Here is a 15,105-nt window from a genome sequence, read left to right on the forward strand (position 1 = left end):
TTGCGGCGGTCACGCCGAGCCCGCCGAGGAGCAGCGCTGCAGCGGCCGCGGATCCGATCCCCACGCGACGCAGCGTGCGGCGGCGACGGTCCGGAGCGGTGACGGGCTGGTCGTGTCGTTCGTCCTGCATGGTGTGCCTTCCGTGTCGGTGTGACCGGACCGGGGTGGTCCGGCGACGAGGACGACGGTCGAGCTCGAATCTGAAGCAGGACTGAAGCACAGCGGTCCTCCAGCGTCCTCCATGCTCCTTGCAGGCAGTGCCCACCTACCGTGTCCGCCGTGAACGCACCCGCTCGTGTCCTGGTGGTCGAGGACGACGACTCCCTCCGCACCGCCGTCGCCGCGACCCTGCGCGCCGAGGGCTTCGTCGTGACCGAGGTGTCCGACGGCCGCTCGATCGCCGAGGACCTCGACCGGGCCGCCCCCGACCTCGTCCTGCTCGACTGGATGCTGCCCGGCCCGAGCGGCATGCTCCTCGCGGCCCGGATCCGCACACGGTCGGACGCCGCCGTCGTGATGATGACCGCGCGGGACGAGCTCGACGACCGACTCCGCGGCTTCGCCGAGGGGGCCGACGACTACGTGGTGAAGCCGTTCGCGATGGCCGAGCTCGTGGCCAGGGTGACCGCGGTGCTGCGTCGCCGCGGTCGGGTCCCGTCGGTGATCGAGGTCGGCGACCTGGTGCTCGACCCCGAGGGCGCGACCGTCCGACGCGGTGGTGTCCTGCTCGACCTGACCGCCACGGAGTTCCGGCTGCTGCGCTTCCTCGCCGAGAGCCGGGGCCGGACGGTGTCGAAGGGACAGATCACGACACAGGTGTGGGGCTACGAGGACATCGCGCCGAACCTGGTCGAGGTCCACCTCAGCGCACTCCGCCGCAAGATGGAGGCGCACGGACCCCGGCTCGTGCACACCGTCCGGGGGCTCGGGTACCGGCTCGCCGTGGACAGGGGCGCAGCGTGATGCCGCGGTCGGCGGTCGGCTCCGTACCACGTCGCTGCGGTTGCGGACCGTCGTGGCGGTGCTCGTGCTGCTCGCGGTGCTGCTCGCCGGACTCGTCGTCGCGGTCGAGGCGGTGCTCGGCGCCCGGCTCCACGCCCAGGTCGAGGACCGACTGCGGGACCGGGCGGCCGCCGCGGCCGCGCTCGTCGGGGTGCTCGACGCGGACGACCTGGCCGACCGGCTCTCGGCTCAGGGACTCTCGGTGCGGATCGTGCAGCCCGACGGTGCCGCTGTCGAAGCCGGTCCCACTCCGGACCAGCTGCGCTCCGGTCCCCCCGACCCAGGAGGGCTCCCGGGGCCGGCCGTGCGCAACCGGTTGTCCGCAGGGTCGTCGGCCCCCGGATCGACGTCTGCCGGGTCGACGTCTGCCGGGTCGTCGTCGGCCGGGTCGACCGGGCCCGGAGCCGCCTCGGCGACGTCCGGTGCGTCCGTCGTGTCGTCCAGCCTGCGCGACGACGACGGCGTCCTCACGCTCCGGTCCGTCCTCGACGACGGCACCCGCATCACGCTCACCGCCGGGACACGTGACGTCCAGGAGACCCTCGCGCAGCTCGGGTGGGTCATGGGCGGCGCGTCCGCGGCCTTCCTCGGTGTCGCCGTCGCGGGCGTCGTCGTGGTCGTCCGTCGGGCGCTGCGCCCGCTCGACGAGGTCACCGCGACGGCGCGCTCGATTGCCGACGGTGATCGCGGTCGGCGCCTCCGACCCGCCAGGACCGACACCGAGATCGGCCGCGTGGCCGCCGCGTTCGACGGGATGCTCGACGCCGTCGAGGGCGCCGAGGCCCAGGCCGTCGCCGCCGAGGAGCGCGTGCGCGGGTTCCTGTCCGACGCGGCACACGAACTCCGCACGCCGGTCGCCGGTGTCCGCGCAGCGGCCGACACCCTCGTGCGCAGCGGCGGTGACGACCCCGCGACGACCGAGGTGCTCGCCGTGCACGTCGTCCGCCAGGCGGACCGCGCGGCACGCCTCGTCGAAGACATGCTCACGATGGCGCGCCTCGACCGCGGGATCGCCCTCAACCGACGGCCGACCGACCTCGTGCCGTGGCTCCGTGCCGAGGTCGACCGGCTCGGACTCCGGCTGCCGGGCATCGCCCTGCAGCCCGACGTACCGTCTGGGCCCGTGCGAGCAGACGTCGACCCCGACCGGCTCGCCCAGGTGCTCGGCAACCTCCTCGACAACGCCGCACGGTCCACCGGCGGGACGGGGACGGTCCGGGTGGTCCTCGGCACGGACGGGGGCGAGGTGGTGCTCGTCGTCGAGGACGACGGACCCGGCATCCCCGTCGAGGACCGGGAGCGGGTGTTCGACCGGCTCGTCCGGCTCGAGGACTCCCGCGACGTCCGCTCGGGCGGCGCAGGACTCGGCCTGCCGATCGCCCGAGGCATCGCGGTCGCCCACGGCGGCACCCTGGTCCACGGGGACGACGCCACGCTCGGCGGCGCCCGGTTCGTGCTCCGCCTGCCCCGCACCGGACGGTCCGTCGATGCTGCGCCGGGAGCACCCCGGGCTGTCGGTCAGGCCCCTGCGTCTGCCACGATGGGCACGTGAGCGCTCTTCAGGAGACCGGCCGGGTCGTCGCGGTGAGCCGCGACGCCGAGCACCGCTTCAGCAAGCCCGTCGTCGAGGAGATCAGCCTCGTCGCCGGGTGGGGTGTCGAGGGCGACGCCCACGCCGGCACGACCGTGCAGCACCGGTCGCGCGTCGCCCGCGACCCCTCGCAGCCGAACCTGCGCCAGGTGCACCTGCTGCACGCCGAGGTCTTCGACGAGGTCGCGGCGGCCGGGCACACGGTCGTCCCCGGCGACATGGGGGAGAACGTCACCACGCGCGGCGTCGACCTGCTCGGCCTGCCGACGGGAGCGCTGCTCCACCTCGGTGACGAGGCGTGCGTGCGCGTGACCGGGCTCCGGAACCCCTGCCAGCAGATCAACGACTTCGACCCCGGCCTGCTCCGCGCGGTCCTCGGTCGGGCCGAGGACGGGACGGTGGAGCGCAAGGGCGGCGTGATGGGGGTGGTCGTCGCGGGCGGCGTGGTCCGCGCCGGTGACACCGTCCGTGTCGAGCTGCCGGCGGGGGAGCCGCAGCCGCTCGTGCCGGTGTGACGACCGGAGGCGGACCCGGGCCCTGCTAGCCTGGAGCCCTCGCGAGTGTGGTGGAACGGTAGACACGGGGCACTCAAAATGCTCTGCCTCACGGCGTGCGGGTTCGAGTCCCGCCACTCGTACAAGGTCGCTCACGGCGTGCGGGGCTGCGCGCACCGAGGGTCCCGCCACTCGTACAGAAGCTCGTTGTCGACGCCACTCCACAGCTGACGGAAGCCGCGCACTCCGTCTAGTAGGCTCTCCGTCGTGAGTGACACAGAAGCAACCCCAGCAGCACCGCGTCGCGTCGTCGTCGCCGAGGACGAGTCGCTCATCCGTCTCGACATCGTCGAGATCCTCCGCGACAACGGGTTCGACGTGGTCGGCGAGGCCGGCGACGGTGAGACCGCCGTCCAGCTCGCGACCGATCTGCGCCCGGACCTCGTCGTCATGGACGTCAAGATGCCGCAGCTCGACGGCATCTCCGCTGCCGAGAAGCTCTCCAAGAACCACATCGCTCCGGTGGTCCTCCTCACGGCGTTCAGCCAGAAGGACCTCGTCGAGCGCGCGACGGAGGCCGGTGCGCTGGCCTACGTCGTGAAGCCCTTCACCCCGAACGACCTGCTGCCCGCGATCGAGATCGCCCTCTCGCGGCACCAGCAGATCATCACGCTCGAGGCCGAGGTGGCCGACCTCGTCGAGCGCTTCGAGACCCGCAAGCTCGTCGACCGTGCCAAGGGCCTGCTCAACGAGAAGATGGGCCTCACCGAGCCCGAGGCGTTCCGTTGGATCCAGAAGGCGTCGATGGACCGCCGTCTGACCATGCACGACGTCGCGAAGGCGATCATCGAGCAGCTCAGCGCCAAGAAGTAACGAGTACCCACTCGCTCACGCGGAGAGCGCCGCCGGACCCGGTCCGGCGGCGCTCTCCGCGTCCCGGCCGCGGCAGGTGCCGGACGGGAGGCGCGGGTCGGCCCCGCCGCCGAGCCGGTGACCTGGCAGGGTGGGGACATGGACGACGTGGTGATCCGAGCCTCCCGACCGGCGGACATGCCTGCGGTCGCCGACCTGCGCTGGCGGTGGAGCGTCGACGAGGACGGGCGCGCGCCGACGGCGACGCGCGAGGAGTACCGCGAGGCGATGACCGCCTTCGCCCGCGAGCACGCCGACTCGCACCGGTGCGTCGTCGCGGAGCGGGGCGGCGTCGTGCTCGGCATGGCGTGGCTCGCGCTGAACGCCCGTCCGCCGGTGCCGCACCGTCCGCGGGGACGCGTCGCCGCCGAGCTGCAGAGCGTCTACGTGCACCCGGACCTACGCGGTGCCGGAGTCGCGAAGCTCCTGGTCGCGGCCCTGCTCGACGTGGCGGACGAGGCTGGCGCGGAGCGCGTGGTGGTGCACTCGAGCGTCGTCGGCGAGACGCTCTACCGTCGGCTCGGGTTCGGGGACGCCCGCCTGCTGCTGCAGCGACCGCCGGAGGACTGAACGGTCCCGATCCGGTGGACTAGCGCCGCTCACGGATCATGTTCGTGATCCGCACGGTCGAGCACCGTCGGCCCTCGTCGTCGGTCAGGACGATCTCGTGCGTCGTCAGGGTGCCGCCGAGGTGGATCGCCGTGCAGGTCCCGGTGACGCGGCCGCTCGTGGCGCTCCGCGAGTGCGACGCGCTCAGCTCGATGCCGACGGCGTAGCGCCCGGGGCCGGCGTGGACGTTCGCGGCCATCGACCCGAGGCTCTCGGCGAGCACGACGTAGGCGCCGCCGTGCAGCAGGCCGACCGGCTGGCGGTTGCCCTCGACGGGGATCGATCCGACGGCCCGCTCGGCGCTCAGCTCGGTGATCTCCATGCCCATCTTCGTGGCGAGTTCACCCATCCCGCGGTCGGACAGTCGCTCGTCGACGGCTCCGGAGGTGGTCGGTTCGTGGGTCACGTCGTCGGTCACGCTGGCGGACTCCCGTGTCGGATGGCGTCGGTAGGCTGTCCGGGTGTCGGACTCCGCAAAGCCTACCCTCATGGTCATCGACGGCCACTCGCTCGCCTTCCGGGCCTTCTACGCGCTCCCGGTCGACAGCTTCGTGAACCGCGAGGGGCAGCACACGAACGCCATCCACGGCTTCATCTCGATGCTGCTCATGCTCCTGCAGCGCGAGAAGCCGACGCACCTGGCGGTCGCGTTCGACATCTCCCGGTTCTCGTTCCGCACGCGTGAGTACGAGGACTACAAGGGCACCCGTTCCGAGACCCCGCCGGAGTTCAAGGGCCAGATCCCGCTCCTGCAGCAGGCGCTCGAGGCGATGGGCATCACGACGGTCACGAAGGAGGACTACGAGGCCGACGACATCCTCGCCACCTTCGCCCGCCAGGGGTCCGAGCAGGGGTACCAGGTGTACGTCGTGTCCGGCGACCGCGACTCCATCCAGCTCGTGAACGACGACGTCACGCTGCTGTACCCGTCGGTGCGCGGTGTCTCCGAGCTCACCCGCTACGACCGCGACAAGGTGTACGAGCGGTACGGCATCGAGCCGCACCAGTACCCCGACATCGCGGCGCTCGTGGGCGAGACCAGCGACAACCTGATCGGCATCGACAAGGTCGGTGAGAAGACCGCGGTGAAGTGGATCACGGCGTACGGCTCGCTCGACGGGGTGCTCGAGCACGCCGACGAGATCAAGGGCGTCGTCGGCAACAACCTCCGCGAGCAGAAGGACCGGGCGATCCGGAACCGGAAGCTCAACCGACTCGTGAACGACGTCGAGCTGCCCGTGGGCCCCGGCGACGTCGCACTGCGCCCGCTCGACGAGCAGGCGGTCCGCGACCTCTTCGCGAAGCTGCAGTTCCGCACCCTGCTCGACCGGGTGTTCAAGGTCGCCGGCAGCGGTGAGCCCAGCGAGGCGAGCGACGCCCCCGGCGCCGTCGACAGCGGCGCCCCGACCCCGCCGAAGGTCACCACGGTCATCGACGAGGAGCTCGGCCACTGGCTCGAGCGCAAGGGTGCGAACGACGCCGAGAACGGGTTCGGCGTCGCGGTCGAGGTCATCGACGGCCGACTCAGCGCGATCGGCATCGCCACCCACGACGACGCCGTCCTGGTGCCCGGCGGCAGCGGCGCGAAGGACTACGAGCAGCTCGCAGCGTGGTTCGCGTCCGACGCCCCGAAGCACTTCCACGACGCCAAGACCGCCATCAAGGCCCTCGGCACGGTCGGCATCACCGTCGCGGGCATCGCCGGCGACGCCCGCATCACCGGGTGGCTCGCACAGCCCGGCAAGCAGGGACAGCCCCTCGCCGACCTCGTGTACCAGGAGCTCGGCGAGGAACTGCCCACCGCCGACCCGAACCAGCTCGTCCCCGAGACCGAGCCGGTGAACATCGGGGTGCACGCCTGGTACGTCCTGCGCGTCGACACCGCGCTGCGCTCGCGCGTCGACGAGTCCTCGCTGCGCGTGCTCGACACGATCGAGCTGCCGCTCGTCCCGGTGCTCGCGGGCATGGAGACCATCGGCGTCGGCATCGACCGACCGGTGCTGACCGGGCTGTCGCACGACCTGGGGGAGCGGGCCGCCGAGCTCGCCCAGCAGGCCTTCGCCGAGATCGGGCACGAGGTGAACCTCGGTTCGCCGAAGCAGCTGCAGGAGGTCCTGTTCACCGAGCTCGCGATGCCGAAGACCCGCAAGACGAAGACGGGCTTCTCGACCGACGCCGCGAGCCTGGCGGACCTGCAGGAGCAGCACCCGCACCCCTTCCTCGGCCTGCTGCTGCAGCACCGTGACGCGACGAAGCTCCGCCAGATCGTCGACACGCTCGACGCGGCGGTCGTCGACGGGCGCATCCACACCCGCTACGAGCAGACCGGCACGAGCACCGGCCGCGTGTCGTCGACCGACCCGAACCTGCAGAACATCCCGGTCAAGACCGCCGTCGGCCGCCGCATCCGCTCGGCCTTCGCGGTCGCCGAGCCGTACACGACCCTCGTCACCGCCGACTACTCGCAGATCGAGATGCGCATCATGGCGCACCTGTCGGGCGACCCGGGCCTCATCCAGGCCTTCAACGAGGGCGAGGACCTGCACCGCTTCGTCGGCGCACGGGTGTTCTCGGTCGAGCCGGCCGACGTCACGCCCGAGATGCGCACGAAGGTCAAGGCGATGTCCTACGGCCTGGCGTACGGCCTGAGCCCGTTCGGTCTGTCGAAGCAGCTCCGCATCGAGCAGTCCGAGGCCCGCACGCTCATGAACGAGTACTTCGCCCGGTTCGGTGCCGTGCGCGACTACCTCCGGGGCGTCGTCGAGCAGGCCCGCGAGGACGGCTACACCGAGACGATCTTCGGTCGCCGTCGTCCGTTCCCGGACCTGAAGAGCCCGAACCGCGTCCTCCGTGAGAACGCCGAGCGCGCCGCGTTGAACGCCCCGATCCAGGGGTCGGCGGCCGACATCATGAAGATCGCGATGCTCGGTGTCGACGAGGACCTCCGTGAGGGCTCGCTCGAGTCGCACCTGCTGCTCCAGGTGCACGACGAGCTCATCCTCGAGGTCGCGCCCGGCGAGCAGGAGCGCGTCGAGGAGATCCTGCGGACGCGCATGGGTGCGGCGGCCGAGCTGAGCGTCCCGCTCGACGTGTCGGTCGGCGTCGGCCCGAACTGGGAGGTCGCGGCGCACTGACGCGCGCGGGTCGCGTCGCGACCACGGGCCGGCCGGGAGGCACGGTGCCAGCTGGCACCGTGCCTCCCGTCCGTCGTCGTGTCGCTGGGTAGGGTCGGGGCATGAGCGAAGACCGACCCGTCCGCCAGCCGTCCGCCGTCGACCGCGTCGCGGAGGACTGGGTGTCCACCCTCGTCGACCTCGACCCGACCGTCGCCACGTACATCGGTGTCCCGGGACGCACCGACGGCTACGGTGACGCCTCTCCCGCCGGTGCCGACGCCCTCGCCGACGCTGCCCGCTCGGCCCGCCGCGCCCTCGACGCCGCCGAGTCGACCGACGACGTGGACCGCGTGACGAAGGCCGACCTCGGCGCGGAGCTCGACCTGGTCGTCGAGTCGCACGAGCGGAAGCTGCACCTGCGGAACCTCAACGTGATCGCGAGCCCCGCGCAGGAGTTCCGCGACGTCCTCGACCTGATGCCGACCGCCACGGCCGACGACTGGCAGGACGTCGCCGGTCGTCTCGCCGCGCTGCCGGACGCCCTCGAGGGGTACCGCGAGACCCTGCTCCAGGGCACGCGTGAGCAGGTGACGCCCGCGAAGCGCCAGGTTGAGTTCGTCGCCGAGCAGGCGGCGCGCAACGGCGCCGAGGACGGGTTCTTCCGGCAGCTGGTGGACGGCGCCGCGCTCGAGGGCGGCGCGCCGCTGCCCGAGTCGCTCCGCAGCGACCTGGCCCGCGGGGCGGAGGTCGCAGCCGCCGCCTACCGGTCGTTCAGCGGCTTCCTCCAGCACGAGCTCCTGCCGCTCGCGACCCCGGTGGACGCGGTCGGCCGCGAGGACTACGAGCTGCACTCCCGACGCTTCCTCGGCGCGGTCGTCGACCTCGACGAGACGTACGAGTGGGGCATCGAGGAGCTCGCCCGCATGCGCGACGAGCAGGAGCGCATCGCGGACCGCATCGAGTCCGGTGCCTCCGTGGCGCGCGCGATCGAGGTCCTCGACGCCGACCCCGCCCGCATCCTGCACGGCACCGACGCGCTGCAGCGGTGGATGCAGGAGACGAGCGACGCGTCGATCCGCGCGATGGACGGGAAGTACTTCGACATCGCCGACCCGATCAAGCGCCTGGAGTGCCGGATCGCCCCGACGCAGGAGGGCGGGATCTACTACACCGGCCCCTCCGACGACTTCTCGCGGGCCGGCCGCATGTGGTGGTCGGTGCCGCAGGGCGTGACCGAGTTCGGCACCTGGCGCGAGAAGACCACGGTCTACCACGAGGGCGTCCCGGGCCACCACCTGCAGATCAGCCAGGCGGTCTACAACCGCGGCGAGCTGAACACGTGGCGCCGGCAGCTGGCGGGTCCGTCCGGGCACGTGGAGGGCTGGGCGCTCTACGCCGAGCGGCTCATGGAGCAGCTCGGGTTCCTCGACGACGACGGCGACCGCCTCGGCATGCTCGACGGCCAGCGGATGCGTGCGGCCCGCGTCGTGCTCGACATCGGCGTGCACCTGCAGAAGACCAACCCCGACGGCGGCGGCTGGACGTGGGAGTACGCGCTCGACTTCATGGGGCAGAACGTCAACATGGCCCCGGAGTTCGTGCAGTTCGAGGTCGCCCGCTACTTCGGGTGGCCGGGACAGGCCCCGTCCTACAAGGTCGGGCAGCGCGTCTGGGAGTCGATCCGCGACGAGCTCGCCGCCCGCGAGGGCGCCGCGTTCGACCTGAAGGCCTTCCACCACCGCGCGCTCGCGCTCGGCGGTGTCGGCCTGGACACGCTCCGGAGCGCGCTGCTGGGCTGACCACCAGCGCCTGGCGGGTCCGAGACCGACGGCTGACGGACGGGAGGCGCGGGGCGGGCCCGCCACGCGCCTCCCGTCCGTCGCCGGTCGGGCTCCACCGTCCGGCCGGGCCCCGCCCGTCCGCGACACGCGACGACACGCCCGGTTGTCAGGGCCGCCGCGCTGCGGTTAGACTCGATCGGCGCAATCTGCGTCATCCAACCAACCGCTGCGACGGCTCGTACCTGCGACAGGTGCGGACCAGGGGGTCGCTCCCTCGCCGTCTCGGCCCGACTCATGTCCGTTCGGAGCAATCTCTACATGACAACCACCACGACCAAGGCTCCCAAGCAGGTCGCCATCAACGACATCGGCTCGGCTGATGACTTCCTGGCCGAGGTCGAGAAGACCCTGAAGTTCTTCAACGACGGAGACCTCATCTCCGGCACCGTCGTGAAGATCGACCGCGACGAGGTCCTCCTCGACGTCGGTTACAAGACCGAGGGTGTCATCCCCTCGCGCGAGCTCTCGATCAAGCACGACGTCGACCCCAACGAGGTCGTCGAGGTCGGCGACGAGGTCGAGGCCCTGGTCCTCCAGAAGGAGGACAAGGAAGGCCGCCTCATCCTGTCGAAGAAGCGTGCGCAGTACGAGCGCGCGTGGGGCGACGTCGAGAAGATCAAGGAGTCCGACGGCGTCGTGACCGGCACGGTCATCGAGGTCGTCAAGGGCGGTCTGATCGTCGACATCGGCCTCCGTGGCTTCCTCCCGGCCTCGCTCATCGAGCTGCGTCGCGTCCGCGACCTGACCCCGTACCTGGGTCAGGAGCTCGAGGCGAAGATCCTGGAGCTCGACAAGAACCGCAACAACGTGGTCCTCTCGCGCCGCGCCCTGCTCGAGCAGACGCAGTCCGAGTCGCGCACCACCTTCCTCAACAACCTCCACAAGGGCCAGGTCCGCAAGGGCATCGTGTCGTCGATCGTCAACTTCGGTGCGTTCGTCGACCTGGGCGGCGTCGACGGTCTCGTCCACGTCTCCGAGCTCTCCTGGAAGCACATCGAGCACGCCAGCGAGGTCGTCGAGGTCGGTCAGGAAGTCACCGTCGAGATCCTCGAGGTGGACCTGGACCGCGAGCGCGTGTCGCTCTCGCTCAAGGCCACGCAGGAGGACCCGTGGCAGGTCTTCGCCCGCACCCACGCGATCGGCCAGATCGCACCGGGCAAGGTCACGAAGCTCGTGCCGTTCGGTGCCTTCGTCCGCGTCGCCGACGGCATCGAGGGTCTCGTCCACATCTCGGAGCTCTCGAACAAGCACGTCGAGCTCGCCGAGCAGGTCGTCTCCGTCGGTGACGAGGTCTTCGTCAAGATCATCGACATCGACCTCGACCGTCGTCGCATCTCGCTCAGCCTCAAGCAGGCGAACGAGGGCGTGGACCCGGAGGGCACCGAGTTCGACCCGGCGCTCTACGGCATGCCGACCGAGTACGACGACCAGGGCAACTACAAGTACCCCGAGGGCTTCGACCCGGAGACCAACGAGTGGCTCGACGGCTACGACACCCAGCGCACCGAGTGGGAGGGCCAGTACGCGGCCGCCCAGTCGCGCTGGGAGGCCCACAAGGCGCAGGTCGCGAAGACCATCGCCGACGAGGAGAAGGGTGGCTTCGACCTCCCGGCCTCGGCCTCGAGCTCGTCCTCGTCGACCTTCTCGAGCGAGTCGAACGGTCAGGGCACCCTGGCCGACGACGCCTCGCTCGCGGCGCTCCGCGAGAAGCTCAGCTCGAGCAACTGATCGAGCGGGTCGCACCGTACCGGAAGCCCGGCACTCCTCACGGGGTGCCGGGCTTCCGGCGTTCCGCGACCTGATCGGTAGCCTGGAGCGGTGCGCATCATCGGTCTGACAGGCGGCATCGCCGCGGGCAAGTCCACGGTCTCCCGTCGCTGGGCGGAGCACGGCGCGGTCGTCGTCGACGCCGACCGGCTCGCGCGACAGGCGGTCGCACCGGGCAGTCCCGGGCTCGCCCGCGTCGCCGAGCGGTTCGGGACGGGCGTGCTCGCACCCGACGGCTCGCTCGACCGGCCCGCCCTCGGCAGCATCGTGTTCGCCGACGCCGCGGCCCGGAAGGACCTCGAGGGCATCACCCACCCCGAGGTGTGGCGTCTCGCACGGCAGGCCTTCGACGCCGCCGAGGCAGCCGATCCCGATGCCGTCGTCGTGTACGACGTGCCGTTGCTGGCCGAGGCCCGGGGGAGCCGTCCGATCCGGTTCGACGCGGTCGTCGTCGTCGACGCCCCCGCGGCGCAGCGCGTCGAACGGCTCGTGGAGCACCGGGGGATGCCCCGCGAGGAGGCCGAGCGTCGAGTGGGCGCGCAGGCGTCCGACGCGGAGCGACTCGCCCTCGCCGACCACGTCGTCGACGCCACCGGCTCGCTCGAGGACACCCTCCGGTCGGCGGACGAGGTGTGGCAGCGCATCGCCGGCTGACGCGGTCCTGCGCGCTCGCGCGCATGCTCAGCTGTGGGCGATCAGGGCCGCGTGGTGTCAGGGGTCCCGACTAGCGTTGACCCCATGGCAGTGTCGATCGAGCCCACCCGGGCGATCCGTCCCTTCGAGGTGATCAGCGAGTACTCGCCGAGCGGTGACCAGCCGGCGGCGATCGCCGAACTCGCCGGTCGGATCAACGCCGGTGAGACCGACGTGGTGCTCCTCGGAGCGACCGGTACCGGCAAGTCGGCGACGACCGCCTGGCTCATCGAGCAGGTGCAGCGCCCGACGCTCGTGCTCGCGCACAACAAGACCCTGGCCGCGCAGCTGGCGAACGAGTTCCGCGGGCTCATGCCGAACAACGCGGTCGAGTACTTCGTGTCGTACTACGACTACTACCAGCCCGAGGCGTACGTCCCGCAGACGGACACCTTCATCGAGAAGGACTCCTCGGTCAACGCCGAGGTCGAGCGCCTCCGCCACTCGACGACGAACTCGCTGCTCAGCCGGCGCGACGTCGTGGTCGTGTCCACCGTGTCCTGCATCTACGGCCTCGGCACGCCGGAGCAGTACATGAACGCGTCGATCGCGCTCCACGTCGGCCAGACGATCTCGCGCGACCAGCTCGTGCGCAAGTTCGTCGGCATGCAGTACCAGCGCAACGACGTCGACTTCGCGCGCGGCACCTTCCGCGTGCGCGGCGACACGATCGAGATCATCCCGATGTACGAGGAACACGCGATCCGCATCGAGATGTTCGGCGACGAGATCGAGGCGCTCACCTCGCTGCACCCACTGACCGGCAACGTCATCGCGGACCTGCCCGGCGTCTCGATCTTCCCGGCGTCCCACTACGTCGCGGACACGGACGTGATGCACCGGGCGATCGAGCGGATCAAGGAGGAGCTGGCCGAACGGCTCGCCGAGCTCGAGGGCCAGGGCAAGCTGCTCGAGGCCCAGCGGCTCCGGATGCGCACGACCTTCGACATCGAGATGATGGAGCAGATCGGGTTCTGCTCCGGCATCGAGAACTACTCGCGGCACATGGACGGGCGTGACGCCGGTGAGGCCCCGCACTGCCTCATCGACTACTTCCCGGACGACTTCCTCATCGTGATCGACGAGTCCCACGTGACCGTTCCGCAGATCGGTGCGATGTACGAGGGCGACGCCTCCCGCAAGCGCACGCTCGTCGAGCACGGCTTCCGTCTGCCGAGCGCCCTCGACAACCGGCCGCTGACGTGGGAGGAGTTCCTCGACCGCGTCGGCCAGAAGGTCTACCTGTCCGCGACCCCGGGCAAGTACGAGCTCGGCGTGACGGACAGCGTCGTCGAGCAGATCATCCGCCCGACCGGGCTGGTCGACCCCGAGATCGTGGTGAAGCCGAGCGACGGCCAGATCGACGACCTGCTCGAGGAGATCAAGCTCCGCGTCGAGCGGGACGAGCGCGTGCTCGTCACGACGCTCACGAAGCGGATGGCCGAGGAGCTCACCGACTTCCTGGGCAACGCCGGCGTGCGCGTCCGGTACCTGCACTCCGACGTCGACACCCTCAAGCGCGTGGAGCTGCTGACCGAGCTCCGCCAGGGCGTGTACGACGTGCTCGTCGGCATCAACCTGCTGCGCGAGGGCCTCGACCTGCCCGAGGTGTCCCTGGTGGCGATCCTCGACGCCGACAAGGAAGGGTTCCTGCGCTCGTCGACGTCGCTCATCCAGACGATCGGCCGTGCCGCTCGCAACGTGTCGGGTCAGGTGCTGATGTACGCCGACAAGATGACCGACTCCATGCAGCAGGCCATCGAGGAGACCGACCGGCGTCGCGAGAAGCAGGTCGCCTACAACCTCGAGCACGGCATCGACCCGCAGCCCCTCCGCAAGAAGATCGCCGACATCACCGAGGTGCTGCAGCGCGAGAGCGACGACACCAAGGCCCTGCTCGAGGGTCGTCCGGCTGCCGACGGCCGCCGTTCGCCCACGCCGAACCTCCGCCGCGAGGGCATCGCCGGCGAGGGCGCGACCCAGCTCGAGGCGACGATCGCCGACCTCAACGACCAGATGCTCCAGGCCGCGGCCGAGCTCAAGTTCGAGCTCGCGGCCCGGCTCCGCGACGAGGTCCAGGACCTCAAGAAGGCCCTGCGGCAGATGGAGTCGGCCGGACATGTCCGCTGACACCGCGGAGACCGTGCGACGCACGGTCGTCGTCACGGGCGCCAGCGCCGGTCTCGGCTACCACGCGGCGGAACAGCTCGCGGCCCAGGGCCACCGTGTGGTGCTCGCCACGCGCAACCCCCAGCGCGGAGCAGCTGCCGAACGGAGCATCCGCACGCACGTCGACGACTCCGACCTCGTGCACCTGCACCTCGACCTCGCCGACCTCGGCAGCGTGCGCGACGCGGCGGCCGAGTTGCAGGGGCTCGGACCGGTGCACGCGCTCCTCAACAACGCCGGTGTGGTGGGTTCCGCCCGGCCACAGCGCACGGCGCAGGGGTTCGAGCTGCAGGTCGGCACGAACCACCTCGGGCACTTCGCCTGGACGGCCCTGGCACTGCCCGCGCTCGACCAGGACACCGGACGCGTGGTCCACCTCGGTTCCATCGCCCACCGCTTCGCCACGCTCGACCGCAGGGACCCGCTGGCGGTCGGACGCTACGAGGGGCGCCGGCAGTACGCCAGGAGCAAGCTCGCGGTGATGTTGTTCGGCTTCGAGCTCGCGCAGCGGCTGGGGGACGCCGGTTCGCGGGTGCGCAGCGTCGTCGCGCACCCGGGTCTGGCGCTCGACGCCGGCGCTCCTCCCCGCCCGGACGTCGCGCCGACGCGCTCGGAGCCGGCGTGGATGCGCGCGGGCTCGGGTTGGGTGGCACAGGGCAAGGACGCCGGCGCGTGGCCGCTCGTGCACGCGGCGGTGGGCGACGGTGTCCGCTCGGGGGAGTACTGGGGGCCCGGCGGGCCGCTCCAGTTCGCCGGACGGCCGGCACTCGTGCCCGCTCGTCCGCGTGCGCACGACCGGACCGCAGCCGCGCGCCTGTGGACGGCGAGCGAGCAGACGACCGGTGTCGCGTTCGCTCTCGACGCACTCGGCTAGCCCGCCACGCCCGGACGGATGTCGGTGCTCCTTCGTA

General features: G+C 71.3%; 12 protein-coding genes and 1 tRNA gene. 12 read left to right on the forward strand and 1 reads right to left on the reverse strand.

The genetic code is table 11. The annotated features are described in order from the left end of the window. Positions 1–279: 279 nt before the first annotated feature. From D8M35_RS06615 to D8M35_RS06640, 6 genes are all read left to right on the forward strand, one after another. Positions 280–963, forward strand: a complete 684-nt coding sequence (locus tag D8M35_RS06615; protein ID WP_174234705.1) for a response regulator transcription factor — start codon at positions 280–282, stop codon at positions 961–963. A gap of 40 nt (positions 964–1,003) precedes the next feature. After that, positions 1,004–2,554: an ATP-binding protein gene (locus D8M35_RS06620; RefSeq protein ID WP_238638125.1), complete on the forward strand. Its 1,551-nt coding sequence runs from the start codon at positions 1,004–1,006 to the stop codon at positions 2,552–2,554. Further along, entirely contained in the window at positions 2,551–3,108 is a 558-nt protein-coding gene (locus tag D8M35_RS06625) for an MOSC domain-containing protein (protein ID WP_126891131.1), read from the forward strand. The genes D8M35_RS06620 and D8M35_RS06625 overlap by 4 nt, the downstream gene beginning before the upstream one ends. 41 nt (positions 3,109–3,149) lie before the next feature. Further along, positions 3,150–3,230 (forward strand) — tRNA-Leu (locus D8M35_RS06630). Between the two features lie 124 nt (positions 3,231–3,354). Continuing rightward, entirely contained in the window at positions 3,355–3,960 is a 606-nt protein-coding gene (locus D8M35_RS06635; protein WP_022903868.1) for an ANTAR domain-containing response regulator, read from the forward strand. A 138-nt stretch (positions 3,961–4,098) separates the two neighbouring features. Beyond that, complete coding sequence (locus tag D8M35_RS06640) at positions 4,099–4,569, forward strand: GNAT family N-acetyltransferase (protein ID WP_126891132.1); 471 nt, start codon at positions 4,099–4,101, stop codon at positions 4,567–4,569. A gap of 19 nt (positions 4,570–4,588) precedes the next feature. Here the strand turns inward: D8M35_RS06640 and D8M35_RS06645 are convergent, their stop codons facing one another. Further along, a complete protein-coding gene (locus tag D8M35_RS06645) occupies positions 4,589–4,957 on the reverse strand; it encodes a PaaI family thioesterase (RefSeq protein WP_058730186.1) in 369 nt (122 codons plus the stop codon). A 112-nt stretch (positions 4,958–5,069) separates the two neighbouring features. Between D8M35_RS06645 and polA the strand changes: the two genes are divergently transcribed. From polA to D8M35_RS06675, 6 genes are all read left to right on the forward strand, one after another. Continuing rightward, on the forward strand, positions 5,070–7,742 hold the full coding sequence (gene polA / locus D8M35_RS06650) for a DNA polymerase I (protein WP_126891133.1): 2,673 nt from the start codon (positions 5,070–5,072) through the stop codon (positions 7,740–7,742). Between the two features lie 101 nt (positions 7,743–7,843). Then, positions 7,844–9,523 (forward strand): DUF885 domain-containing protein, encoded by a 1,680-nt coding sequence (locus D8M35_RS06655; RefSeq protein ID WP_126891134.1) that lies wholly within the window; start codon positions 7,844–7,846, stop codon positions 9,521–9,523. Between the two features lie 300 nt (positions 9,524–9,823). After that, positions 9,824–11,293: a 30S ribosomal protein S1 gene (rpsA, locus tag D8M35_RS06660; protein WP_126891135.1), complete on the forward strand. Its 1,470-nt coding sequence runs from the start codon at positions 9,824–9,826 to the stop codon at positions 11,291–11,293. A 90-nt stretch (positions 11,294–11,383) separates the two neighbouring features. Further along, the gene (gene coaE, locus D8M35_RS06665) at positions 11,384–11,986 is read left to right on the forward strand and encodes a dephospho-CoA kinase (RefSeq protein ID WP_126891136.1); all 603 of its coding nucleotides are present in this window, start codon (positions 11,384–11,386) and stop codon (positions 11,984–11,986) included. A gap of 96 nt (positions 11,987–12,082) precedes the next feature. Then, positions 12,083–14,155 carry an excinuclease ABC subunit UvrB gene (gene uvrB / locus D8M35_RS06670; RefSeq protein WP_126891150.1) on the forward strand — a complete coding sequence of 691 codons (2,073 nt, stop codon included), beginning with the start codon at positions 12,083–12,085 and terminating at the stop codon, positions 14,153–14,155. Beyond that, positions 14,145–15,068 carry an SDR family NAD(P)-dependent oxidoreductase gene (locus D8M35_RS06675; RefSeq protein WP_126891137.1) on the forward strand — a complete coding sequence of 308 codons (924 nt, stop codon included), beginning with the start codon at positions 14,145–14,147 and terminating at the stop codon, positions 15,066–15,068. The genes uvrB and D8M35_RS06675 overlap by 11 nt, the downstream gene beginning before the upstream one ends. The last annotated feature ends 37 nt before the right edge of the window (positions 15,069–15,105 follow it).

It is taken from the genome of Curtobacterium sp. HSID17257 (assembly GCF_003989515.1).
Lineage (GTDB): Bacteria > Actinomycetota > Actinomycetes > Actinomycetales > Microbacteriaceae > Curtobacterium.